Source organism: Corallococcus macrosporus DSM 14697, assembly GCF_002305895.1.
GTDB lineage: Bacteria > Myxococcota > Myxococcia > Myxococcales > Myxococcaceae > Myxococcus > Myxococcus macrosporus.
This window is the reverse complement of sequence record NZ_CP022203.1, coordinates 4,992,243-5,016,801: the sequence shown is the minus strand read 5'-3', so window position 1 is coordinate 5,016,801 and position 24,559 is coordinate 4,992,243. Positions and strand designations below refer to the sequence as shown.

The following is a 24,559-nucleotide window of genomic DNA, read 5'->3' as shown; positions in this document are numbered from 1 at the left end:
GGCGCGCTGCCGGCTCCCACTCCCGCGCGGCGGAGGCGTAGGGTGCGGAAATGTCCGAGCACGAGTCCCCCCAGGCGCTGCGCAGGAAGTGGAAGCTGGCGAACGCGGAGCCGCTGGAGGGCGGCCGGCGGCGCGAGGCGTACCGCGAGCTGGCGCACGGCTGCCCCGCGTTCGTCCCCAACCTGCTGTCGTTGAGCCGCACGCTGCTGGCGGGCCGGCACGAGGCGGAGGACCCGGACGCCGCGGTGGCCGAGGCCGAGAAGCTGCTCCACTCCGCGTCGGATGTCTCCGCGGGGGCGCCCGAGCCGATGCTGGCGCTGGGGCACTTCCTGGCCACGGTGCGGCGGGCGCCCGACGAGGCGGAGCGGGCGTATGCCTCCGCGGCGAGCGCGGCGCTGGTGCTGCTGGAGGAGGCGTGGGCGGGGTGGATTCATGCGCTGGGGGCGCAGGGGCAGGTGGAGGCCGCGCTGGAGGTGGAGGCGCAGGCGCGCCGCATCTTCCCCAACTCCAGCGCCATCACCCAGGCCGTGGCGTCCGCGCAAGGGCGCGCGGGGGCTCGCTAGGGCCCGCGCGCCAAGGGGCTCCGGCCACCCGCGCGCACGGCCCGGCGGTGCTGGGCAATCCGGTTGCGGGCCCACTCCGGCGCCAGCGCCAGCTCCTCGGGGAAGAAGAGGTCCTCGCCCAGGCCCTCGACGAGCACCTGGATGAGCGGGTCATCCGGGTACTGGGTGGCCGGGTCGTCGAACACCAGCCCCACGACGACGCCCGTCCTGCCCAGGAAGCGCGGGCTGATGGTGCCGTCCTCGGAGTGGGGGATGACCGTCACGGACGCGCCGATGCGGACCGGCGCGCCGTCCACGTCATGACAGATGATGAGTGAGGGGTCCTGGATCATGGCGCGTAGGAGCGGGGCTTGAGTGACTTCGAGATGACCACCAGCACGGCGGTGATGACGACCCACGCCAGCAGGTGGTGCGTGAGGACGTGACGCCCGTCCTGTTCGCAGGCGAGCTCTCCGAGCAGCGCGCCCGTCGAGCCCACCGCCAGGCCCGCCACCCCGGCGCGCAGGGGCTGGAACACGGCGCCGCGCAGCGCGACCAGCGCCACCACCAGCGGCACCACGCCAATGGCCAGGTGACTCACGGTGCAGACCCACTCTGGCAAGGTCGACGGGCCGTGGGGCGTGGCCCGGGCCAGCACCAGCGCCGCGGCGCTGGCCACCGCCAGGCCCATGCCCAGCCGGCGCGCCCAGCGGCCCTTCGGGGACAGCGCACCCCACGCGCACACCGCGCTGGTTCCCACCAGCAGCGTCAGCAGGGGCGCCCGCGCCAGGAGCAGCGGGCCGCTGACGGCGCCCACCGCGAACATCACCACCGCCGCCAGCAGGCCCAGCCCCGCGGAGGCCGCCATCAGCCAGACGGCCTGCGTGCGCCAGCGCCGCGCCGGGCGCCGCAGCGCCAGCTCACCCCGGGCCGCCGCGAGCACTCGCGCCATCGCGGCGGAGTCCCGCGCGGGATCCTGGGTGAGCAGCCGGTCCAGGTCCATGGGCGGCTTCATCGCGCCACCTCCGGCTCCAGCTCGCCCAGCAGCTCGCGCAGCCGCTCATAGCCCCGGTGCGCCCGCAGCCGCGCCGCGCCCGCGCTGATGCCCCGCAGCGCGCCAATCTCCTCGAAGGACCAGCCCTCCACCTTGCTGAGCACCACCGCCTCCCGGTGGTCCGGGGGGAGCTGTTGCAGCGCGTCCAGCAGGTGCCGGCGCAAGGACGGGTCGCTGGCGTCCGGCGCCGGGGCCAGGGGGGCGGCGGTGTCCTCCCGGGTGGCGTAGGCGTCCACGTGCCGCTGGTGCCTCAGCGCGTCGCGCGCGGCGTTGGCGGCGATGGTCATCAGCCACGGCGTGAAGCGCGTGCCGGGCTCGTAGCGGCCTCGCGAGCGGATGACGGACAGGAAGGTGGCCTGGAGCAGGTCCTCCGCGAGCGCGCCATCGCGCACCATCCGGGCCAGGAAGCCTTGGACCCGCGGCGCGTGCCGCGCGAAGAGGTCCTCGAAGGCGTCCTGTGCTCCGTCGCGAAACCGTTCCATGAGCGCTTCGTCCGATTGGCTCCGCATCACCCGGCTCATCTACGGGCCACCCCGGAAAGTGTTTCCGGCGGCCGTGATTTCCAAGCGCTGGCGGGGAAAGGCTCGAAAAGTCGAGGGGTTGCCCCACGGGGCCAGGCCGTTAGTGTTGGGCGTGGAGGCACCTCGGACGCGTGGACCATTGGAGCATCGAAGGCATGGGGGCGGGGCTGGTGGCAAGCCTGCTGGCGGGAACGGCGACGGGGCTGGGCGCGTTGCCCGTGCTCGTCACCTCGGAGCTCAGCCGGAAGGCCCAGGACCGGATGTTGGGTTTCAGCGCGGGGGTGATGCTGGCGGCCACCTCCTTCTCGCTGGTCATCCCCGCCATGGAGCTGGTGCGAGGCCAGGGGTATGACGGCCCTGCGGCGGCGCTGCGCGTGGCCGCGGCGGTGCTGCTGGGGGGCCTGTTCCTGCGCGTGTGGCATGACCTGATGCCGCACGCGCACTCGCTCAAGGGCCACGAAGGCCACGGCGGCGCGAAGTGGAACAGCGTGCTGCTGTTCGTGCTGGCCATGACGCTGCACAACTTCCCGGAGGGGCTGGCGGTGGGGGTGTCCTTCGCCGCGCCGCAGCCCGCGCTGGGCCTGTCGGTGGCGCTGGGCATTGGCGCGCAGAACATCCCCGAAGGCCTGGTGGTGGCGCTCGCGCTGCGGGCCACCGGCGCGTCGGCGACTCGCGCGGCGCTGCTGGCGTTGCTCACCGGCCTGGTGGAGCCGGTGGGGGCGCTGTTCGGGCTGGCGGCCCTGTCACTCAGCGCCGCGCTGCTGCCGTGGGGCCTGGCCTTCGCGGGCGGCGCGATGCTCTACGTCATCAGCCACGAGATGATTCCGGAGAGCCACCGCGGCGGCTTCGAGCGCGAGGCCACCACCGGCCTCATGTGGGGCTTCGTGCTCGCGCTGGTGCTGGACGTGTCGCTGGGCTGACGGCGGCGGGCTACGCGGGCAGCAGCACCAGGCGGGCAATCTCCGGGGGCGCGCCCACGCGCATGGGCGGGCCCACGAAGCCGCAGCCCCGGCTGACGTAGATGAGCGAGTCGCCCGTGCGGCTCAGGCCCGCGTTGCGCTCCCCCCAGATGAGGTCGCCCATCAGGTTGCCCGGGAACATCTGCCCTCCGTGCGTGTGCCCCGACACCTGGAGCCCCACGCCGCGCCGGGCCACCTCGTCGAAGTTGGACGGCTGGTGCGCCAGCAGCACCGAGGCCCGGTCGGGCCGCACGTCGCGCAGCGCCGCGTCCAGGTCATACCCACGCTCGCCCATCCGGTGGGCGCTCCAGTCATCCACGCCGGCGAGCTGGAAGGACGCCGCGCCGTCGCCAATGGACACCGAGCGGTTGCGCAGGACGTGGATGCCCAGCCCCTCCAGGAAGGCGACCCACGCGTTCGCGCCGGAGTAGTAGTCGTGGTTGCCGGTGACGAACCAGGTGCCGTACCGCGCGCTCAGCCTGCCCAGGCCGCCCGCGAAGCCGCCGAGCGCGTCCACCGAGCCGTCCACCAGGTCTCCGGTGATGGCGATGACGTCCGGCTTGAGCGCGTTGGTGCGCGCCACCAGGTCATCGATGAAGCGGCGCTGAATCACCCCGCCGATGTGGATGTCGGTGAGCTGGACCAGGGTGAGGCCCTCCAGCGCGCGCGGCAGGTTCGGCAGCCGCACGGGGATGTCGCGCACGTCGGGTGGGTGGTAGGCGCGCCAGCTCCCATAGGCGCTCACCGCCACGCCCGCCAGCCCCGCGCCCATCGCGAGCCCCTGTCCCAGGAGGGCCCGGCGCTCCGGCGACACCGGCGCGGAAGGGGTCGCCCGCGCGCCCTCCGCCCCACGCGCCTGGCGGCGGGCGCGCCAGGCGGCCAGGAGCCTCACCGCGTCCACCGCCAGGGTGAACATGAGCAGGTAGAGGACCAGGCCAGTCCACAGGAGGAAGAGGATGCCCAGGCTCCGGGCGCCCTCGGAGGGCAGCGCCGCGCCAATGGCCCGTGAGCCCAGCGCGCCCACGAAGCCCACGGCGAACAGGCCCTGCGCGGCGCGCCGCGTCCCCTGACGCCGCGTCACGTCCCGGACGAGCCGGCGGTAGAGGTAGACGTGGCCCACCAGCAGCACGGCGAGCACGGGAACGAAGAAGAGGAGCAGGCTGACCCAGCGTGGCATCGGGGATGCTGCATAACGGAAGCCCTCCCGTCGCGCTCCAGGATTCCAGGGGGGCAGGCGGGAAGCTGGCGCGGGCGCACCCCAGGCCCCTTTCCCGCGCCGCCCGGCCGGGGCAGGCTTCGCCGTCCCGTGAGGCCGATTCCCGGCCCGCGCACCCCTTCGAGGTCCTCATGCTCCGCTCCCTGCTGGTCCCCATGCTCCTGGCCGTCTCGCTGCTCGCCTGTGGAGACGACGAAAGCGTCAACCCCGACTCGGGGGACCCCACCAAGGTGACGTACGCGGAGTCCCTGGGCGTGGACCTGGCCCAGATGACGCTGCTGCCCAGCGGGCTCTACATCCAGGACACCTTCGTCGCCGAGGACGGCGCGCTGGCCCAGGCGGGCAGCCGCGTGCAGGTGCGCTACACGGGCTATCTGCCGGACGGCCGCAGCTTCGATGCCACCGGGAACGGGCCGGCCTTCAGCTTCACCCTGGGCGCGGGCGAGGTCATCGAGGGCTGGGACGAGGGCATCGCGGGCATGCGGGTGGGGGGACGGCGCCGGCTCGTCATCCCCTCCGCGCTGGGCTACGGCGCCACCGGCTCGGGCGGCCGCATCCCGCCGTACACGGTGCTCATCTTCGACACCGAATTGGTGTCCGTCCGCTGAAGGGAGCGCGGGACGCAGCTCGCCGACGTGATATAGGATTTCCTTGTCTTCCGGGGAGTCCGGGCCGGCGTGGACCGGCCTGGACGCACGGGGTGTCCCGGACCGGAATGGGGGAGGCGAGTGATGTCGGTGTCCGAAGCGGAGTTGAGTGTGGAGGTCCCTCGGGCGTTCCAGGCGCTGCTGACGCAGCCGTCGCCCGAGGTGGCGGCGCAGCTCTACGAGGAGCTGGGGAGCTCCCAGCGCGAGCGGCTCCAGAAGGAAGCGGCGCAGGCCGCGGTGGCGGAGCGGCAGCGGCTGGCGGAGGTGCTGCGCCAGGCCCGTGACTTCTCGGGCGCGGCGCGCCTGCTGGATGGCTGCGGCGCGGCGGCCCTGGTGGCGGAGCTGTACGTCCAGGGCGGCCGTTACGTGGACGCGGCGGAGGCGTACCTGCGCGCGGGCGAGGTGGAGCGCGCCGCGGCCGCCTTCGAGCGGGGCGGGGCCATGGAGCGCGCCTTGGAGGCCTACCGGGGCCTGGGCGCGCGCGAGGCCATGGCGCACTGCCTGGTGCGCCTGGGCCGGCCGTATGAAGCGGCGCAGCTCTACCGGGAGCTGGGCCAGCCGCACGCGGAGGTGGAGGCGCTGGCCAGCGTGCCCTCGGGGGACCCGCGCCACCTGGAGTCCGTGCTGCGCATGTGCAAGCTGCTGGACGGCGAGGGCTTCACGCGGCGCGCGCTGGCGCTCCTGGCCGACACGATGCGCGGCTCGGAGACGGCGCGGGCCGACCCGGCGCTGGCCGCGGAGAAGGCCCGGCTGCTGCGCCGCCTGGGCATGGACGCCGAGGCCGAGGCCGTCATCGCCCGGCTGCCGTCGAACGCGGCGGCGCCGGAGTCCAACGGCTACCACTACCTGAAGGCCATCCCCATCTTCGGGGAGCTGTCGCTCGACGACATGAAGGACCTGTACCGCGTGGCCCGGCAGGTGCTCATCCCCGCCGGCGCGGTGCTGCTGGAGAAGGGCTCGGCGGGCAGCGGCTTGTTCGTGCTCCTGGAGGGCGCGGTGGACGTGTTCAGCGGTCCGGAGGCGGACGCGCGCCAGCTCAACACGCTGGGGCCTGGCGCGTACCTGGGGGAAATCTCCCTGGTGCAGGACGCGCCCGTGTCCGCGCAGGTCCGCGCGCGCACCGCGGTCCGCGCGCTGCGCATCACCCGCGCGGGCTTCCAGCACTATCTGGACACGCACGAGGCGGCGGCGCTGCGCATCTTCCGCCTGTTCACGCACAACCTCGCGGCGCGTGTCCGGGCGCTGAGCACCTGACGGCGCGCGTGTCTGTCTTTCCGGGCCCGGCGTTTCACACCGGCGCCCGGATTGACAACACGGCGTCTGTGCTTTGCTTCAAGCGCATCATGAGGCCCGTCTCCTTCAACGCCCTGCTGAACGCGCGCGCTTTCGCGCCGGCGGCGGACGTGTGCCTCGCCCCCCGTCACGAGGTTCTGCTCGACATTTGAGCAGGCGGACCGGGGTGCTCCGGCGCGCGGGTGGTCTGGTTCCCGTGCGCCGTGAGTCCCGGCTCCGCCTGACTCATGCCGCGGCTTCGTGTGTCCTCACGCGTCCCTGAGCGGGCCTGACGTGCCGCTTCCGGCGAGTCGCGCGTGCGTGCCGCCGAGGCCTCCGCGGCGTCGCCCTTCAATCCAACCGGCGCCTTCAAACACGACCCGCGGGCCTCGCTGCCCGACGGGAACAGGAGTCCTCCATGTCTCGCCACACGCGCATCGAGCGGTACCGCAACATCGGCATCATGGCGCACATCGACGCGGGGAAGACGACGCTCACCGAGCGCGTGCTCTTCTTCACCGGCCGCATCCACTCCGTGGGCGAGGTCCACGACGGCTCCACGGAGCTGGACTGGCTGCCGCAGGAGAAGCAGCGCGGCATCACGATTACGTCCGCGGCCACCACCGCGTTCTGGCAACCCCGGCAGGGGCCCGGCGCGGGGGTGCCCCACCGCCTCAACATCCTGGACACCCCGGGACACGTGGACTTCACCATCGAGGTGGAGCGCTCGCTGCGCGTGCTGGACGGCGCGGTGGCGGTGTTCGACGCGAGCCAGGGCGTGGAGCCGCAGTCGGAGGCGGTGTGGCGGCAGGCGGACCGCTACGGCGTGCCGCGCATCGCCTTCCTCAACAAGATGGACAAGGTGGGCGCGGACTTCGCCATGAGCGTCGCGTCCATCCAGGCGCGGCTGGGCGCGCGCCCGGTGGCCGTGCAGTGGCCCCTGGGCGAGGGCTCGGAGTTCCGCGGCCTGGTGGACCTGGTGCGCATGCGGGCGGTGACGTTCGACGCGGAGGACGGGACCTTCGTGGAAGGGCAGGCGGTGCCGGAGGCGGTGCGGGCGGAGGTGGAGGCCCAGCGCCTGCGGCTCATCGAGGTGTGCGCGGACGCGGACGCCACCGTGCTGGAGAAGTTCGTGGAAGGGCGGTTGGACGCCATCACCGTGGAGGACCTGGAGCGCGCGCTGCGCGCGGGCACCCTGACGCGGATGCTGGTGCCGGTGCTGTGCGGGTCGGCCTTCAAGAAGAAGGGAGTGCAGATGTTGCTGGACGCCATCGTCAACTACCTGCCCGCGCCGTCGGACCTGCCCGCGGTGGAGGGCTTTGTCCCGGGCTCGGAGGAGCGTGTGTCCCGGCCCGTGTCCGACTCGGGGCCGCCAGCGGCCCTGGCCTTCAAGCTGATGAGCGACAAGGCCGTGGGCGGCATCGTGTTCCTGCGCGTCTATTCCGGCACGCTGCGCGCGGGCACCGTCCTGCTCAACCCCGCCACGGGGAAGCGTGAGCGGGTGGGGCGCCTGATGTTCATGCATGCCAACCGCCGCGAGGAGGTGGCGGAGGTGCATGCGGGGGACATCTGCGCGGCCCTGGGCCTGAAGGGCGTGCGCACGGGCGACACGCTGTGCGACCCGGCCGCGCCGGTGGTGCTGGAGTCGTTGGGTGCCATGGAGCCCGTGGTGCAGCTCGCCGTGGAGGCGCGCTCGCCCGCGGAGCTGACGAAGCTGGAGGACGGCCTTCACCGGCTGGCGGCGGAGGACCCGTCGCTGAAGGTGGGCGTGGACCCGGAGAGCGGCCAGGTGCTGCTGTCCGGCATGGGTGAGCTGCACCTGGAGGTGGTCGTGGACCGGTTGAGGACGGAGTACGGCGTGGAGGCCCGCGTGGGCCAGCCCAAGGTGGCCTGGCGTGACACGCTCCGGTGCCAGGTGCGCCAGGAGTACCGTCACGTCCGCCAGTCGGGCGGGCCCGGACAGTACGCGCGCGTGGTGCTGGACGTGGGCCCGGCGCCGCGCGGCGCGGGGCTCGTCTTCACGGATGACACGCGCGGCGGCACCATCCCGAAGGAACTGGTGCCCGCCATCGAGAAGGGCGTGGCGGGCGCCATGGCCCGAGGCGTGCGGGACGGCGTGCCCCTGGTGGACGTGGAGGTGCGGCTGGTGGATGGCGACACGCACGTGCGTGACTCCACGCCCCAGGCCTTCGCCGTGGCCGGCTCGCTGGCGCTACAGGAGGCGGTGAGGAGGGCGGGCGTGCGGCAACTGGAGCCGGTGATGGAGGTGGAGGTCACCACGCCCGAGGAGTACCTGGGCGAGGTGCTGGGGGACCTGGCGGCGCGGCGGGGGCGGGTGCTGGGCATGGAGGCGCGCGGCGTGGCGCGGCTCGTCTCCGCGCGGGTGCCCATGGCCAGCCTCTTCGGCTACGTGACGGGGCTGCGGGGCCGCACCCAGGGGCGGGCCCAGGCCAGCATGCGCCTGGGCGCGTACGAACCGGTGCCGGACGCCCTCCAGGCCTCCTTCCCGGCGGAAGCCCGGGCCTGAGGTGAAGCGCGCTCCCGGGAGCCCCGCATGGGCTCCCGGGGCCCGTGGGGCATTCCAGGTCTTTCGAGGTGGAAGGACCTGGACGCTGTACAAATGTCCACCCGGGGCCACAAAACCGGCAAGCAAGCCGTTGATTTCACGGGACTTCCGGGACAGGAAAGTGCAGGGTCGCCCGCCGATTCTCCGGAATGGGTAGGGCTGACGCCCTGTTTCCATCCGTTCCCAAAGCGGTTCGGCCTGTCGGGCCCGACTGCGCACCGCCAGGCGCCCTGGGCATGAGCCCGCACGGGCGCGCTGCGCGGGCTTCCTCCCCCGAGGGAGGGAGCGGGCTCACTTCAACTCAGGAACCCATGACTTTCGACGAACTTCAGCTTCACGACACCCTCCTGCGCGCCGTCAAGGCGGAGGGCTACACCACCCCCACGCCCATCCAGCAGAAGGCCATCCCCCACGCGTTGACGGGGCGGGACGTGCTGGGCGTGGCCCAGACGGGCACGGGCAAGACGGCGGCCTTCGCGCTCCCCATCCTCCAGCGGCTGTCCGCCAAGGCGCCCGCGGGCGGGGCGCGGCCGGTGCGCTGCCTGGTCCTGACGCCCACGCGCGAGCTGGCGGGGCAGGTGGGTGACAGCTTCCAGACCTATGGCAAGGGGCTGCCCCTGCGTCACGCGGTCATCTTTGGCGGCGTGGGGCAGAACCCCCAGGTGCAGGCGCTGCGCAACGGCGTGGACGTGCTGGTGGCCACGCCGGGCCGCCTGCTCGACCTGATGGAGCAGGGCTTCGTGTCCCTGCGCTCGCTCGAGGTCTTCGTGCTCGACGAGGCGGACCGCATGCTCGACATGGGCTTCATCCACGACGTGCGGCGCGTCATCAAGGCGCTGCCGCCCAAGCGGCAGACGCTGTTCTTCAGCGCCACGCTGCCGCCGGACATCGTGGACCTGGCTCGCAGCATCCTCACCGACCCCATCCGCGTGGAGGTGTCGCCCGCCTCCAGCACCGCGGAGACGGTGAGCCAGCAGGTGTACTTCGTGGAGCGCGAGCAGAAGCGCGGCCTGCTGACGCACCTGCTGAAGGAAGGCAACATCTCCCGCGCGCTCGTCTTCACGCGCACCAAGCACGGCGCGAACCGGGTGGCGAAGCAGCTGGAGGGCGCGGGCGTCAGCTCGGCGGCCATCCACGGCAACAAGAGCCAGAACGCCCGCGAGCGCGCGCTCGACGAGTTCCGCTCCGGGACGCTGCGCGTGCTCGTGGCCACGGACATCGCCGCGCGCGGCATCGACATCGACGGGCTGAGCTACGTCGTCAACTACGACCTGCCCAACGTGCCGGAGCAGTACGTGCACCGCATCGGCCGCACCGGCCGCGCGGGCGCCAGCGGCACGGCGGTGTCCTTCTGCGACGCCGAGGAGCGCGCGTACCTGCGCGACATCGAGCGCACCATCCGCCGCAACGTGCCGGTGGTGGAGGACCACCCGTACCGCTCGGGCCAGCCCGCGCCGCGTTCGGTGAGCCACGCCACGGGCGCCGCGCCGGAGGCCCGTGCTTCATCGGGCAATGGTGGCCGTCCCCAGGGCGCGCCGCGTCCGGCCGGCAAAGGCGGTGGGGGTGGCGGGCACTCGGCGGGCGCCTCGCGTCGTCGCCGCGGTGGCCGGGGAGGTGGTGCTGGCGGAGGCCGTGGACAGGGCCGTCCCGAGGGCGGCCGCTCGGCGCAGGGCGCTGGTGGCTCCGGCGGCAATGGCAGTCGGGGTGGCCAGGGTGGCTCCCGGGGCTCCGGCGGTGGCCGTCCCGCGGGTGCGGTGGCGCAGGGCCCCGCGAAGGCGCCCGAGGCCCCGCCGCCGCCTCCGCGCCGGCCGTCGCCGAAGTGGTTCTGAGCCGCTGAGTCCCGCGGGCGGCTTGGGCCGCCCTTGACGTCACGGAAGGGAGCTCGTGCCAGTGGGCGCGGGCTCCCTTTCGCGTTTCAGCGCAGCACCATCAGCGCCATGGAGCCGAACGCCAGCGCCATGGCCAGGATGCCCCAGCGGAACCACTTCCTCGTGAGCAGCAGGTACTCGTCGAACGAGGCGCCGGTGGCGGGGAACGCCTCGGCCATGGCCAACTGCCGCGCCTGGATGGGGCGCAGCGTCTGGCTCCAGACGACGCCGCACAGCATGAAGCAGACCTGCCCCGCGGCCAGCGCCGGGTTCGTCCACAGCGGGATTCCCTGCAGGTGCGCGCGCAGCATGCCGGTGAGGGCGAGCGCGAAGACGCTGGGCACCAGCAGGTACTTGTCGGTGAACTGCACCAGGCGCAGGGCGTAGGCAATCACCCGCGGCTCGCGGGTCCGGTCCGCGAGCAGCCGCCAGACGGCCGTCACGACGATGTCGCCCAGGAACACCACCACGGCGATGAGGTGCAGGAGCTTCAGGACATTGTGGACGTTCATGGGGCGGGGGTCGGACGGGGCATGAGCGCGAGCAGGTGCTGGGCGAGCACCGCCGCGTGCGGGTCGCGGAGCAGCGACAGGTGCGTGCCAGGGACGGCGTAGGCCGTGCAGGACTGCCGCGTCAACCGGCTCCAGCCGAGCGCGCTGTCCGCCACGAGCGCGTCGAGCGCCTCGGTACTGTGCCCGCTGCGGTCCTCCGCGCGGAACACCACCAGCGGCACCGGTTGCTCCCGGCGGGGACGGTAGTTCAAGGCGTCATGGGCCCGCGCCACGTTGAGGATGCCCTGCACGTGGACGGGCTGCGCGCCCTCGGGGAGGACGGCCGCGGCCTGGAGCCGGCTTACGAAGAGCTGAAGCCGCTCGGCTTCGCTCATCGCGCGCACCTCGGGCAGGACGAGGTCGAGCTTCACGTTGAAGAACGCCTCCATGATGCCGGCCAGGTGGAGCATCCACTGCGCGGTGTCCCAGCCTTCGCCTTGAGGACGTGTGACCTCCGGGAAGGGCGCCAGGGTGTCCAACATGGCGACGGCGCCCACCTCGCGCCCGCGCGCCTTCAGCTCCTGGGCCAGCTCGTAGGCGATGTGCCCGCCCATGGAATGCCCACCGAGGTAGTACGGCCCTTCGGGCTGCAGGGCGAGGAGGGTGTCCGCGTACCACGCTGCGATGGCCTCCACCGTCTCGTGCGGCGGCGCCTCGCCGTCCAGGCCCTGGGGCTGGAGCCCGAACACGGCGACGCCTTCCAGGTGCCGGGCCAGGGACAGCAGGTAGAACGGCGTCGAGCCGCCACCGGGCACCAGGTAGAGCACCGGCGCCCGGTTCGGATTCACACCCCCCGCCATGAGCGCGTGGGCCTCCGGCGTGAGCGGCACGAGCGGAGAGACGGCCGCGTTCTCCGAGCGGAGGACCGCCGTGAGCTTCGCGGGCGTCGGGTGCCGGAACAGGGACACCAGCGGGAGCGGGCGGCCCAGGCGCTTCTCCACCGCGAGCTTCATCTTCAGCGCCAGCAGCGAGTGGCCGCCCAGGTCGAAGAAGCTGTCGTGGATGCCCACGGCGGGCACGCCGAGCACCTCCTCGAAGAGCCGGACCAGCTCCAGCTCCAGGGCGTCACGCGGCAGGCCCTCCAGGGCCGTGCGGCGCTCCTCGGCGAGCTCCATCGCGCTGAGCGCCCGCGTGTCCACCTTGCCGTTGGGCGCGAGCGGCAGCGCGTCCAGGAGGACGAACTGCCCGGGCACCATGCTCGCCGTGAGCTGTCGCTCCACGAAGCTCCGCAGCTCGGTGGCGTCGGGCCGGGGCGCGGACGCGTGGGGCACCACGAAGGCCACCAGCCGGGAGTCCCCACCGCTGCCGCGCACCAGCGCCACGGCTTCCCGGATGGACGGATGCCGGGCGAGGGCGGCTTCGACCTCGCCCAGCTCGATGCGGTGTCCGCGCAGCTTCACCTGCCGGTCGGCGCGGCCCACGAACAGGAACGTGCCATCCGCGAGCCGGCGGACCACGTCCCCCGTCTTGTACATGCGCAGCGTCGGGCCGCCCGGGAAGGCGTGCTCGATGAAGCGCGCTTGCGTCAGCTCCGGGCGGTTATGGTAGCCGCGCGCCAGACCGGGGCCCGCGAGGTAGAGCTCGCCAGGGACACCCTCCGGCACGGGGCGGAGCTTGCCATCCAGGATGAGCGCCTCCATGCGGTGGATGGGGAGGCCAATCGGCTCGGTGGGGCCGTGCGCGCCCACCTGCCCGGGCAGGCACCGGTGCGCCAGCGCGTCGATGGTCGCCTCCGTGGGGCCGTAGAGGTTCCAGACCTCCGCCTGGGAGTGACGGAAGACCGAAGCCACGGTCGCGGAGGGCAGGGGCTCGCCGCCCACGCAGACGCGCCGGAGCGCCGGGAGGTTCGCGAACCCGGGCTCCTCCACCAGCGCCGTCAGCAGCGACGGCACCAACTGGAGCACGGAGATGCCACGCTCGCGCAGCACGCGGGTCAGGTGCTCCGTGTCCGCCCCCAGGCCGTGCGGCGCGAGCACCAGCCGGGCACCGGCCATCAGCGGCGCGAACAGCTCCCAGACGGAGGCGTCGAAGCTGAGCGACGTGCGCTGGAGCACGCGGTCCTCGGTGCCCAGCGGCATGGCGTCGTTCATCCACGCCATGTGGTTCGCCAGGGCCGGATGCTCGATCAGCACGCCCTTGGGCTGGCCCGTGGAGCCGGAGGTGAACAGGCAGTACGCCAGCGCGCCGCTCCGTGTTTCGAACGCGTCCAGCGTGGCTTCCCCGAGGAGGACGACTTCGCTCTCGGGGAACGTCGACGCGAGGTGGGCCTGGGTGAGGACCACCCGCGCGCCGCTGTCCTGGAGCATGAACGCCAGGCGCTCGCGAGGGTAGGCGGGGTCGAGCGGGACGTAGGCGGCGCCCGCTTTGAGGATGCCGAGCAGCCCCGCCATCATCCCGACGGAGCGCTCCACGGCGAGCGCCACCAGTGTCCCGGGCGTGACGCCGCGCTGGACCAGGGCCTGGGCAACGGCGTTCGCCCGGGCCTCCAGGGCGGCGTAGGTGAGGGTGCCGTCCTCGGCCTCGACGGCGATGGCCGTGGGCGTCTTCGCCGCCTGCGCCGCGATGGCCTCGTGGACGGCGGGCAGGGACGGCGCTGGCTCCGGGGCGCGAGGACTCCGCTTTCCACGCTCCTCGGCGCTGAGCAGGTCCACGTCCACGACCTTCGAGCGTGGGGCAGCGGCCAGCCGGGAGATGAAGCCCGTCAGTTGCCGCACCATCGCCTGGATGCGCCAGGCGTCGAAGAGGTCGCAGTCGTATTCGAGCTGGCCCTCGAAGCCGCGCGGCGTCTCGGACAGCGTGAGGGTGAGGTCGAACTTGGCGGCGCCGCTGGGGATGGCCACCGGGGTGACCTCCAGGTCCGGCAGCGCCATCTCCGAGGTATGCGCCTGCTGGTACGCGAGCATCACCTGGAAGAGGGGGCTCGTCCCCAGCATGCGCTCGGGCTTGAGCGCCTCGACCAGCTTCTCGAACGGGACGTCCTGGTGCTCATGGGCGTCGAGCACCTGCCGGCGCACGCGCTGGAGCAGCTCCAGGAACGTGGGCTCGCCGCCCAGGTCGATGCGCAGCGGCAGCGAGTTCACGAAGAACCCGATGAGCGGCTCCGTCTCCGCGATGCGGCGGCCCGCGAAGGGCGAACCGATGACGACGTCCTCCTGCCCGCTCACCCGGCCCAGGTAGGCGCCGAAGGCGGCGAGCCACACCATGTAGGCCGTCACCCCGTGCTCGCGGCAGAGCGCGCTGAGCGCCTGGGCCGCGTCGGGGGCCAGCGCCAGCGATTCCGTGGCGCCCCGGTGACTCCGGACCGCGGGACGGGGCCTGTCGGTGGGCAGGTCCAGCACGGCGGGCGCACCGGCGAGCGCCTTCCGCCAATGGCCGAGCTGATGCTCCCGGGCCTGGCCGTCGAGCCAGCTCCGCTGCCACGCCGCGTAGTCCGTGTACTGGATGGGGCGGGCGGGCAACTCCAGCGGCTCGTTTCGGACCTCCGCGGCATAGAGCGCGGAGAACTCACGCATCATCACGCCGAAGGACCAGCCGTCGGACACGATGTGGTGCATGGCCACCAGGAGCGTGTGCTCGTCAGCCGCGCGCTTGAACAGGTGCACGCGCACCACGGGGCCCACGTCCAACGCGAAGGGGCGGGCGGACTCCTCGGCCAGCCGCTGCTCCAGGGACGCCGCGCCGGGCTTGCTCAAATCCTCCGTGGCAAGCGTGAGCGCCGCGTCAGCCACGCGCGCCACCGGCTGCCCGTTGACGAGCGGGAACGTCGTCCTGAGGACCTCATGCCGCTCCAGCACGCGCTGGAGGCTCCGTCGCAGCGCGGCCTCATCCAGTGCGCCGCGCAGGGTGAACGCGATGGGGATGTTGTAGGCCGCGCTCTGGCCTTCGAGCTCGGCGAGGAAGCGCAGCCGTTCCTGCGCGAAAGAGAGTGGCCGGTCCCCGGTGCCCCTCATCCGGACCAGCGGCGGGAGCTGCGGCGCGGCCTCCTTCGCGGCAATCAGCGCCGCCAGCGCGCCCAGCGTCGGCTGCTCGAAGATGGCGGAGAGCGGCACGTCGACGCCGAAGGACCTGCGCACGCGGCTCATGACCTGCGCCGCCAGCAGCGAGTGCCCGCCCAGGTCGAAGAAGTTGTCCTCCGCCCCCACCGGCCGGCGCTCCAGCAGCGACTCCCACAGCTCGGTGAGGGTCTTCTCCGTCGGCGTGCGCGGCGCGACGAAGCGCGTCTCGTTTGCCGATGCCTCGAAGCGCGGTGGCGGCAGGCGCCGCTTGTCCACCTTGCCGCTGGACGACAGGGGCAGCTCCGGCAGGCGGATGAACTCCGCGGGCACCATGAACTCCGGCAGCTTCTTCCGGGCATGCTCACGGAGCGCGTGGGCGTCCACGGCCTCCGCCGAGACGACGTAGGCGACCAGGGTCTTCACGCCGCCTTGCGCGCCCGCGGAATACACATGGGCCACGGCCTTCGCCACGCCGGGATAGGTGGCGAGCACCGCCTCGATTTCCCCCAGCTCGATGCGGTAGCCGCGCAGCTTCACCTGGTGGTCGATGCGCCCGAGGTACTCGAGGTTGCCGTCCTTGCGCCAGCGGACCAGGTCACCGCTCCGGTACAGCCGCGCGTCGGGCTTGAACGGGTGCGGGATGAACTTCTCGCGCGTGAGCTCTTCCCGGTTCAGGTAGCCGCGCGCGACACCAACACCGCCGATGTGCAGCTCACCCGGGACGCCAATGGGCAGCATCGCGCCGTGGCGGTCGAGCACATAGCCCTCCAGGTTGAGGGCGGGGCGCCCGATGGGCGGAGTCCCCGGGTCCTCCCGTCGGCACATGCCCAGCGTGCTGATGATGGACACCTCGGTGGGGCCATAGGCGTTGACGAACGGAACGCCGGGACGCGCCCACGTGTGCACCACCTCGGGCGGCAGGGCCTCGCCCGCGGACGTCAGCAGGCGGAGCGAGGGGTACTCGCGGTCCGTGGGGAGGGCCGCGTACGACGTCGGCGGCAGCACCATGTGCGTGACGCCGTGGGCCAGCAGGACCTTGGCCAGCTCGTCACCCGCGAGCAGTGTGTCCGCGGGGGCCACCACGAGCCGGCCCCCGTTGGTCAGGGCCATGACGATTTCCCAGACCGAGACGTCGAAGGAGATGGAGGAGAACTGGAGCACGACGCAGCTCGCGTCCGCGCCCAGCTCGTGCCGCTGCATCTCGACGACGTTCGCCAGCCCCCGGTGCTCCAGGATGACGCCCTTGGGCTTGCCCGTGGAGCCGGACGTGTAGATGACGTAGGCGGCGTTCTCCATGCGGACGCCGCTGTCCGGGTTGCCCGTGGGCGCCGAGTCCAAGGGCTCGTCCAGCCAGAGCGTGCGGACCTGTGGCGCGCGCCACCGCTGCGCCGCCGGACGCGTGCTCACCATCAGCGCGGCGCCCGAGTCCTCCAGGATGCCGTCCAGTCGCTCCTTCGGATACGACAGGTCGAGCGGGACGTACGCGGCCCCCGCCTTCCAGATGGCGAGCAGGCCAATGAGCATCTCGAACGAGCGCGGCACCGCCAGGGCCACCAGCTTCTCCGGACCGGCGCCCATCGCGATGAGTTGGTGCGCGGCGCGGTTGGCCCGGCGGTTCAGCTCGCCATACGTGAGCGTCTCCCGTCCCAGCTCCAGCGCGATGGCGTCCGGCGTCCGCTCCGCGTGCTCCTCCACGAACCGGAAGGCGGGGACGTGCCGGGTGGGCGCCACCACGCGCCCCTGGGTGAACGCGGTGACGACGCCGCGCTCCTGCTCGGGGAGGAGCTCGAGCTCCGACAGCCGCTTCTCCGGATGCGCCACCGCGTCCGCGAAGAGCACCTGGAGGTGAGAGACCATCCGCTCGATGCGGTCCGCGTCGAAGAGGTCCGTGCTGTACTCGATGACGCCCGCCAGCCCGTCCCGCGTGGGCTCGAAGCTCAGCGTGAGGTCGAACTTCGCGCTCTCGACCGCCAGGTCGATGGGCTCCAATGACAGGCCCGGGAGGCTCAGTTGGCCCTCGGGGGTGTTCTGGAGCATCAACATCACCTGGAACAGCGGGGCGTGGCTCAGGTTCCGCTCGACGCCGAGCGCCTCGACAATCTTCTCCAGGGGGACGTCCTGGTACGCGTAGGCGTCCAGCGCGGAGGCGCGCACGCGCGCGACCAGCTCCTCGAAGGTCGGGTTCGCGGACAGGTTGATGCGCAGCGGCAGCGTCCCCACGAAGAAGCCAACCAGGGACTCGAGCTCCGCGCGGTCCCGGTTGGCCACCGGCGTACCGATGACGATGTCGTCCTGCCCGGTGATGCGCGACAGGTAGGCGGCGAAGCCGCCCATGAGGACCATGAAGCTGGTGCCACCCGTGCGCAGGCTCAGGGCCTCGATGGCGTCGCTCAGCGCCTTGCCCAGCGCGATGCGCTCGGTGGCGCCGCGCATGCTCGTCCGGGGCGGACGGGGCCGGTCCATCGGCAGGTCCAGGGCGGACGGCGCGCCCTGGAGCGTCTTCCGCCAATGGTCGAGCCGCTTCTCCAGCACCTCGCCCTGGAGGTGCCGCCGCTGCTGGAAGGCGAAGTCCAGGTAGTCGACGGGGAGCTCGGGCAGCGTCACCGGCTGCCCGGAGACGCGTCCAGCGTAGAGCTGGGAGAGCTCGCGCACGAGCACGCTGATGGACCAGCCATCGCCGACGGTGTGGTGCATCGTCGCGACGACGAGGTGTTCCGCTGCGGAGCGCCGGAACAGCTTCGCGCGGAACAGCGGGCCATTCGTGAGGTCGAACGGACGTCCCGCTTCCTCCGCGATGAGGCCGCGCAGCGCCTCGGGGGTCGTCGCTCCCAGGGTGACCTGCTCGAACGGCACATCCTGGCTCGCTCGCGGCTCCTGCCACACGCGGCCATCCCGTTCGACGAAGCGCATCCCAAGCACGGGGTGCCGCCGGACGATGTCGTGCAGGCTCTCCTGGAAGGCGCTGACGTCCAGCGTCCCCGTCAGCCGCAGCGCCATGGGCAGGTTGTAGGCCGCGCTGCCCGGGTAGAGCTGGTCCAGGAACCAGAGCCGCTCCTGGGAGAACGACAGCGGAATCGCGGCGCCCTCCGGAGCGGGCTCAATCCGGGAGAGCGTCAGCGTCTGGCTGCCTCGCCGCGAGTCGAGCACCTGGCTCAGGGCGGCGATGGTGGGGTGCTCGAAGAGGTCCGACACCCGCAGCGCGGCGTCCACCGAGCCGCGAATCCGCGACACCACCTGCATCGCCAGCAGCGAGTGGCCGCCGAGCTGGAAGAAGTCCTGATTCCGCCCGACAGGGCCTCGGCTCAGGACCTGCTCGAAGGCCTGCGCCACCGCGGCCTCCGTGGGCGTCTGGGGCGGCTCGGTGGGCGTGTCGGTCCGCACCCCTGCCTCGGGCGCGGGGAGCGCGCGGCGATCGACCTTGCCGCTGGGCGTCCGGGGCAGCTCGGGGAGCGGCACGAACAGCGCGGGGACCATGTACTCAGGCAGGTCCTTGCCGAGGAAGCCGGGCAGCCCGTCCAGCCGGACCGTCTCCGGGACGACGTAGGCCACCAGCCGCTTCTCGCGGGCAGCGTCGCCATCCACGATGACCGCCGCGTCCCGGACCTCCGGGTGGGCGCACAGCGCGCGCTCAATCTCACCGGGCTCCACGCGGAAGCCCCGCAGCTTCACCTGGTCGTCCGCGCGTCCCAGGAACTCGATGGTGCCGTCCCGCGACAACCGGCCCAGGTCTCCGGTGCGGTACGCCCGGACGGGCGGAGCGAGGGGCAGGTCGACGAAGCGCTCGGCGGTGAGGTCCGGGCGTGACAGGTAACCGTCCGCGAGGCACTCGCCCGCCAGGTACAGCTCGCCAGGGACGCCCACGGGGACGGGGCGTTGGTTCGCGTCGAGCAGGTGGACCGCGGCGTTGGCGATGGGCCGGCCAATCGACGGCAGCCCGGGCCAGTCCTTCGGCTCGCCCTCCAGCGCGTGCGCCGTCACCACGTGCGACTCGGTGGGGCCGTAGTGGTTGTGCAGCCGCTTGCCACCTTCCTGGAACCAACGGCGGATGGGGTCGGTGATGCGGAGTTGGTCTCCCGCCGTGATGACCTCCTCGAGGCCCGGCACGCGGTGCTCGGTGCGCAGCGCCGCCTGGGCCAGATGGTGGAGGGCCACCGCCGGGAGGAAGAGCCGCTGCACGCGCGCCGCGTGGAGACGCTCCGCGAGGGCGTCCGGATCTCGCCGCGTGTCCTCGTCGATGAGGACCAGCGTGCCACCCGAACACCAGGTGGAGAAGGTCTCCTGGAACGACACGTCGAAGTTGAGCGGCGCGAACTGGAGCGTCCGCAGGGGGCGGGCGTGCTCCGTCTGCCACTCGATGAGGTTGACCAGCGCCCGGTGAGGCATGGCCACGCCCTTGGGCCTGCCCGTCGAACCGGAGGTGTAGAGCACGTAGGCCAGATGCCGCGGCTCCACCTGGGGCCGCGACGTCTTCGCGGCAGGCGCCGCCGCCTCATCCAGGAGGACCTGCGTCAGCCCCTGCGCTGGGAGCAGGGCGCTGTACTTCTTCTCCGTGAGGAGGACGCGAGGCTCCGCGTCCTCGAGCATGTAGCGAAGGCGCTCCGCGGGATACGCCGGGTCGAGCGGCACATACGCGCCGCCGGCCTTGAGGACCGCGAGGAGCGCCACCTGCGCCTGGATGGAGCGGTCCAGGCAAAGGGAGACCCGGACCCCCGGGCCCACGCCCAGCGCGCCGAGCCGGTCCGCCAGCGCCTCCGCGGCCTCGTCGAGCTGCCGGTACGTCCGCGTCTCGCCGTGGTGCTCCAGGGCGATGGCCTCGGGCGTCTTCCGCGCCTGACGCGCGAACAGCTCGGGGAGCGTGCGGCCGGTGTACCGGCGCTCGGTGCGGTTCAGGTCCGCGTACAGGCGCCGCTCGTCACCGGTGAGGAGCGGGAGCTCGGACGTGTGGAGCTCGGGCTCCTCGGCGATGGCCTGGAGCAGGCGGCCCAGGTGCGCGGCCATCCGCTCGATGCGGTCCGCGTCGAAGAGGTCGGTGTCGTACTCGATGCTGCACGCGAGCGCGCCGTCGCGGGGCTCCGCGAAGAGGGTGAGGTCGAACTTCGACGTCGCGCTCTCGGGCGCCTGCAGCTCGGCGCGGACGCCGGGGAGCTGAAGCTCGCCACCGCTCTGTCCCTGGAGGACGAACATCACCTGGAACAGGGGGTTGTGGGCCAGGGCCCGTGGCACCTCGAGCGCGGCGACCAGCTTCTCGAAGGGAACGTCCTGGTGCGCGTAGGCGTCGAGCGCCGCCTTGCGAACCCGGAGCAACAGCTCCGAGAACGTCGGGTCTCCGGACAGGTCCACGCGGAGCGCGAGCGTGTTCAGGAAGTAGCCGACCACGCCCTCCGTCTCGTGCCGGTCGCGGTTGGCCACGGGCGAGCCAATCACCACGTCCTCCTGCCCGCTGACTCGCCCCAGATACGCGGCGAAGGCGCCCAGCAGGGTCATGAACAGGGAGGCCCCCGAGCTCCGGGCCAGGGCCTCGAGCCGCTGGCCCAGCGGCGCCTCGAGCACGAAGGTGTGCGTCTTCCCGTGGAAGCGTTGCCGCTCGGGACGAGGCCGGTCGGTGGGAAGCGCGAGCACCGTCGGCGCGCCCTTCAGCGCGTCCCGCCAGTAGGTGATGCTCGCCTCCAGCCGTCCAGACTCCAGGCGCTGCCGCTGCCACGCGGCCCAGTCTGCATAGCGAACGGGGAGCGCGGGCAGGCCCGGCTCGGCGCCGCTCACCAGCGCGGCGTACACGACGCACAGCTCGCGCAGCAGCACCCCGACGGACCACGCGTCCGCGATGATGTGGTGCTGGTTGAGGACCAGGACGTGGCTGTCCGCCGTCACCCGGAAGTGCCGAGCGCGGAAGAGCGGGCCCCGGGTCAGTGAGAAGGGCGCGGCGACCTCCTCCGCGATGCGCTGAGCGAGGAGGGCAGGGGAGGTGTCCTCGCTCACCAGGACGGAGGCGGGCGAAGCCTCAACGCGCTGGACGGGCATGCCGCCGCGGTCATGGAAGGTGCTCCGGAGCGCCTCATGCCGCTCGACCAGGAGCTGGAGCGTCCTCGAAAGCGCGGCTGTGTCGAGCGCGCCCTGGAACCGGAGGACCAGCGGGACGTTGTACGCCGCGCTGTCGCCCCCGAGCGCGTCGATGAACCACAGGCTCTCCTGTCCCGGCGCGACGGGCGTGTCTTCCACCGACTCCAGGCGCGGAATGGCCTCGAGGGTGGCCGCTTGCCCCGAGAGCGTCTCGGCGAGGAGCGCGATGGTCCGGCGCTCGAAGATGGCGCGTACCGGGACGTCGACGCCGAAGGCTTCACGGGTCCGCGCGATGACCTGGGTCGCCTTGAGCGAATGGCCGCCCAGGTCGAAGAAGTCATCGTGGATGCCGACACGCTCCAGGCCGAGCACCGCGCTCCAGATGCCCGCGAGGATCTCCTCGTGGGGCGTGCGGGGCGCCACGGACGCCGTCCTCGGCTGCGCTTCCTGGGCACGCGCTTCCAGCGCCGCGGTGTCGACCTTGCCGTTGGGCGTGAGCGGGAGCCGGTCGATGACGATGACGCGGCTGGGGAGCATGGCCGCGGGCAGCTTCATCGCGAGATGGCGCGTGAGCTCGGCCACCTCAGGCGCGGCGCCGCCGTCGCTGGCGGCGAACGCAATCAGTCGCACGTCACCGTTCTGGCGCTGGGCCTCGCTCACCACGGCGGCCGCGGTGACGCCGGGGTACGCCGCCAGGGCGGCCTCGATTTCGCCGGGCTCCACCCGCACGCCACGCACCTGGACCTGACGGTCCGCGCGGCCGTGGAACGCGAGCGTCCCGTCCGGAAGGAACCGCGCGAAGTCACCGCTCGCGTACATGCGCGCTTCGGGCACTCCGGAGAACGGGTCTGGGACGAAGCGCTCCGCGTTCAGCTCCGGCCGGTTGAGGTAGCCACGGGTGACGCCCTCGCCGCCGATGTACAGCTCGCCGATGACGCCCGGCAGGACGGGCCGCCGCTGACGGTCCAGGACGTAGATGCGGGCATTGGCGACCGGGCGTCCAATGGACGGCAGCCCGTGCTGGCCTCCCGGCTCGACGATGCCGGAGGTCGCCACCACCGTCGTCTCGGTGGGGCCGTAGTTGTTCACCAGCCGGAACGGCAGCCCTGGCGGCGGCGTGGCGTGGAGCCGGTCTCCGCCGGTGAGCACGAAGCGCAGCGCGCAGTCACCGGGCCAGGGCAGGGCCAGCACCGCCTCCGCGACCACCGTCGGCAGGAAGGTGACGGAGATTCGCTGCGCCACCAGCCATTGCGCCAGCGCCGCGGGCGCGCTGGACAGCTCGGGCGGCGCGAGGTGCAACGTGGCCCCCGCCGCGAGCGTTGGCCAGATTTCCCAGACGGCGGCGTCGAACGCGACGCTGGCGACCTGGGTCGTCCGGTCCTTCGCCGTGAGTCCGAAGGCCTCCGTGTGCCAGGACACCAGGTTCGACAGGTTCCGGTGCGTCACCAGGACGCCCTTGGGCGCTCCGGTCGAGCCCGAGGTGTAGATGACGTAGGCCAGGTCTTCCGGCCGCGCGGGCTCCCACGCGGGCACGTCCGCATCACCCAGGACACGGGTGACGTCGAGCCGGGGGATGCGAGTATCCCCGATGGGGTCCGCCCCCGTGTTCAGGATGGCGACCGGTGCGGCGTCACCCACGATGAAGGCGAGGCGCTCGGCGGGGTAGTTCGGGTCCAGGGGCAGGTAGGCGGCCCCGGCCTTGAGCACGCCCAGCAGGGCCACCACCATCTCCACGGACCTGCCGATGCACACGCCGACCAGCCGCTCACGTCCGGCGCCAAGCTGGCGCAGGTGCTGTGCGACTTGTTCCGCGCGGGCGTTGAGTTCGCCGTACGTGAGCGGCGTGCCGTCCGGCCCCACCACGGCCGTCGCGTCGGGCGCGGCCTGGGCCAGCAGGGCGGGGACGGGCGCCGGCACGTCGAAAGCGCGGTGGTTCTGCCCCCAATCCGCCAACGCACGCCGGGCGGCCTCGTCCATCAGGTCGATGTCGCCGACCGTCTTCGCGTGAGGCAGCGACTGCAGCGCGGCCTCCAGCAGCCTTCCAATGCGCCCGGCCGCGGAGCGGGAGAACGCCTCCGCGGCGTACATCACGCGCAGCTCCAGCGACTCGCCCGGGATGGCCACCAGGGCCAGCGGGTAGCTGATGCGGTCGTGCGTGTTGACCGCGCTGATGGTGAGGCCACTGCGCGGCAGGAGCGTCGAGGCGTCGAGCGGATAGTTCTCGAACACCAGGATGCTCTCGAAGAGCGGCCGGTCATGCGGCGCGTCCGACCCGCGCTGGATGTCCGCCAGCGAGGCATGGCTGAACGGCTCGCTCGCGCTCTGTTGCGACTGGAGCCCTGACAGGAACGCGGCAACCGTGGCCGCGCTGTCCAACCGCGCGCGCAAGGGCAGCGTGTTGATGAAGAGCCCGACAATGGACTCGGAGCCGACCAGGTCGGCGGGCCGGCCGGAGACTGTCACGCCGAAGACGACGTCTTCGGTGCCTGTCGCCCTGGCCAGCACGAGCGCCCACGCGCCCTGGACCAGCGTGTTGAGTGTCAGGCGGTGCGCCTTCGCGAAGCCCGCGAGCCGCGCGGTGAGCTCGCGTGACAGCTTCAGGGTGACCTCGGGCTGCGTGTCACCGGCGGATGCGCGGACGTCCTGGCGCTCCGTGAAGGGCAGGGGCGTGGGCTGCTTGAAGCCTTGGAGGCGCTCGCGCCAGAAGGACTCCGCACGGGCGGGGTCCTGCTCCTGGAGCCAGGTGATGTAGTCGCGGTACGGGCGGGCAGGGGGCGGCAGGGACGCGACGCCCTCTTCGAAGGCGCCCAGCACCTCGCGGAGGACGATGGAGAAGCACCACCCGTCCAACAGCAGGTGGTGGTACGTCCACACGAAGAGGTGCCGCGCGTCGTCGAGCCGCAGCAGCGCGCAGCGAATCAACGGCGGAGCGCCCAGGTCGAAGCCCTGGAGCCGGTCCTGGCGCAGGAAGTCTTCAATCCAGCGCTGCTGCGCGTCCGCCGGCAGGTGCCGGACGTCCTCGATGCGCCACGGGACCTTGGCCTCCACCGCCACGACCTGGAGGGGCTTCTCCAGCCCCTCCCAGAGGAAGCCCGAGCGCAGGATGGGATGCCGCGCGACGACGTGCTGCCAGGCCTCCTTCCAGCGTTCGATGGGCAGGACGCCTCGCACCTCGCAGCTCAACTGCTCCACGTACATGCCCGCGCCGGGCTCCATCAGCGCGTGGAAGAGCATGCCGTGCTGCATGGGGGCGAGCTCGTAGATGTCCTCAATCGACTCTTCTGAAGTCATGGTGCTGTCCTCCCCCTCAC

12 protein-coding genes are annotated in these 24,559 nt (G+C 72.4%); 6 read left to right on the top strand and 6 right to left on the bottom strand.

Features of this window, described 5'->3' with window-relative positions:
* Window positions 1-50 precede the first annotated feature (50 nt).
* Window positions 51-563 (top strand): hypothetical protein, encoded by a 513-nt coding sequence (locus tag MYMAC_RS20240; RefSeq protein ID WP_095959269.1) that lies wholly within the window; start codon window positions 51-53, stop codon window positions 561-563.
* Here MYMAC_RS20240 and MYMAC_RS20235 read toward each other — a convergent pair.
* From MYMAC_RS20235 to MYMAC_RS20225, 3 genes are read right to left on the bottom strand one after another with little or no spacing between them, the layout of a single operon-like run.
* The gene (locus tag MYMAC_RS20235; protein ID WP_095959268.1) at window positions 560-895 is read right to left on the bottom strand and encodes a Carotenogenesis protein CarS; all 336 of its coding nucleotides are present in this window, start codon (window positions 893-895) and stop codon (window positions 560-562) included. The two genes, MYMAC_RS20240 and MYMAC_RS20235, sit on opposite strands and share 4 nt — an antisense overlap.
* Window positions 892-1,557 carry an NrsF family protein gene (locus MYMAC_RS20230; protein WP_095959267.1) on the bottom strand — a complete coding sequence of 222 codons (666 nt, stop codon included), beginning with the start codon at window positions 1,555-1,557 and terminating at the stop codon, window positions 892-894. Before MYMAC_RS20230 ends, MYMAC_RS20235 begins: the two co-directional genes overlap by 4 nt.
* On the bottom strand, window positions 1,554-2,105 hold the full coding sequence (locus MYMAC_RS20225) for an RNA polymerase sigma factor (RefSeq protein WP_013940704.1): 552 nt from the start codon (window positions 2,103-2,105) through the stop codon (window positions 1,554-1,556). Before MYMAC_RS20225 ends, MYMAC_RS20230 begins: the two co-directional genes overlap by 4 nt.
* Window positions 2,106-2,272: 167 nt before the next feature.
* On the opposite strand from MYMAC_RS20225, the gene MYMAC_RS20220 reads away from it, so the two are divergent.
* On the top strand, window positions 2,273-3,037 hold the full coding sequence (locus MYMAC_RS20220) for a ZIP family metal transporter (protein ID WP_204817819.1): 765 nt from the start codon (window positions 2,273-2,275) through the stop codon (window positions 3,035-3,037).
* A 10-nt stretch (window positions 3,038-3,047) separates the two neighbouring features.
* Here the strand turns inward: MYMAC_RS20220 and MYMAC_RS20215 are convergent, their stop codons facing one another.
* Complete coding sequence (locus tag MYMAC_RS20215; RefSeq protein ID WP_013940702.1) at window positions 3,048-4,253, bottom strand: metallophosphoesterase; 1,206 nt, start codon at window positions 4,251-4,253, stop codon at window positions 3,048-3,050.
* 170 nt (window positions 4,254-4,423) lie between these two features.
* Between MYMAC_RS20215 and MYMAC_RS20210 the strand changes: the two genes are divergently transcribed.
* The 4 genes from MYMAC_RS20210 (at window position 4,424) to MYMAC_RS20195 (ending at window position 10,606) form a co-directional block, all read left to right on the top strand.
* On the top strand, window positions 4,424-4,900 hold the full coding sequence (locus MYMAC_RS20210; protein WP_204816839.1) for an FKBP-type peptidyl-prolyl cis-trans isomerase: 477 nt from the start codon (window positions 4,424-4,426) through the stop codon (window positions 4,898-4,900).
* A gap of 123 nt (window positions 4,901-5,023) precedes the next feature.
* A complete protein-coding gene (locus MYMAC_RS20205) occupies window positions 5,024-6,193 on the top strand; it encodes a cyclic nucleotide-binding domain-containing protein (protein ID WP_095959264.1) in 1,170 nt (389 codons plus the stop codon).
* A gap of 436 nt (window positions 6,194-6,629) precedes the next feature.
* Window positions 6,630-8,738, top strand: coding sequence for an elongation factor G (gene fusA, locus MYMAC_RS20200; protein WP_095959263.1), 2,109 nt, complete (start codon window positions 6,630-6,632; stop codon window positions 8,736-8,738).
* A 350-nt stretch (window positions 8,739-9,088) separates the two neighbouring features.
* Window positions 9,089-10,606 carry a DEAD/DEAH box helicase gene (locus MYMAC_RS20195; protein ID WP_095959262.1) on the top strand — a complete coding sequence of 506 codons (1,518 nt, stop codon included), beginning with the start codon at window positions 9,089-9,091 and terminating at the stop codon, window positions 10,604-10,606.
* An 86-nt stretch (window positions 10,607-10,692) separates the two neighbouring features.
* On the opposite strand, the gene MYMAC_RS20190 is transcribed toward MYMAC_RS20195, so the two are convergent.
* The gene (locus tag MYMAC_RS20190; protein WP_013940698.1) at window positions 10,693-11,157 is read right to left on the bottom strand and encodes a DUF2269 family protein; all 465 of its coding nucleotides are present in this window, start codon (window positions 11,155-11,157) and stop codon (window positions 10,693-10,695) included.
* Window positions 11,154-24,539, bottom strand: a complete 13,386-nt coding sequence (locus tag MYMAC_RS20185; RefSeq protein WP_239988911.1) for a non-ribosomal peptide synthetase — start codon at window positions 24,537-24,539, stop codon at window positions 11,154-11,156. The genes MYMAC_RS20190 and MYMAC_RS20185 overlap by 4 nt, the downstream gene beginning before the upstream one ends.
* Window positions 24,540-24,559: the final 20 nt, after the last annotated feature.

Excerpts from the sequence above, each read along its gene's own strand:
- MYMAC_RS20240 (WP_095959269.1), top strand. The coding sequence starts at position 51 with ATGTCCGAGCACGAGTCCCCCCAGGCGCTGCGCAGGAAGTGGAAGCTG.
- MYMAC_RS20235 (WP_095959268.1), bottom strand. The coding sequence starts at position 895 with ATGATCCAGGACCCCTCACTCATCATCTGTCATGACGTGGACGGCGCG.
- MYMAC_RS20230 (WP_095959267.1), bottom strand. The coding sequence starts at position 1,557 with ATGAAGCCGCCCATGGACCTGGACCGGCTGCTCACCCAGGATCCCGCG.
- MYMAC_RS20225 (WP_013940704.1), bottom strand. The coding sequence starts at position 2,105 with ATGCGGAGCCAATCGGACGAAGCGCTCATGGAACGGTTTCGCGACGGA.
- MYMAC_RS20220 (WP_204817819.1), top strand. The coding sequence starts at position 2,273 with ATGGGGGCGGGGCTGGTGGCAAGCCTGCTGGCGGGAACGGCGACGGGG.
- MYMAC_RS20215 (WP_013940702.1), bottom strand. The coding sequence starts at position 4,253 with ATGCCACGCTGGGTCAGCCTGCTCCTCTTCTTCGTTCCCGTGCTCGCC.
- MYMAC_RS20210 (WP_204816839.1), top strand. The coding sequence starts at position 4,424 with ATGCTCCGCTCCCTGCTGGTCCCCATGCTCCTGGCCGTCTCGCTGCTC.
- MYMAC_RS20205 (WP_095959264.1), top strand. The coding sequence starts at position 5,024 with ATGTCGGTGTCCGAAGCGGAGTTGAGTGTGGAGGTCCCTCGGGCGTTC.
- fusA (WP_095959263.1), top strand. The coding sequence starts at position 6,630 with ATGTCTCGCCACACGCGCATCGAGCGGTACCGCAACATCGGCATCATG.
- MYMAC_RS20195 (WP_095959262.1), top strand. The coding sequence starts at position 9,089 with ATGACTTTCGACGAACTTCAGCTTCACGACACCCTCCTGCGCGCCGTC.
- MYMAC_RS20190 (WP_013940698.1), bottom strand. The coding sequence starts at position 11,157 with ATGAACGTCCACAATGTCCTGAAGCTCCTGCACCTCATCGCCGTGGTG.
- MYMAC_RS20185 (WP_239988911.1), bottom strand. The coding sequence starts at position 24,539 with ATGACTTCAGAAGAGTCGATTGAGGACATCTACGAGCTCGCCCCCATG.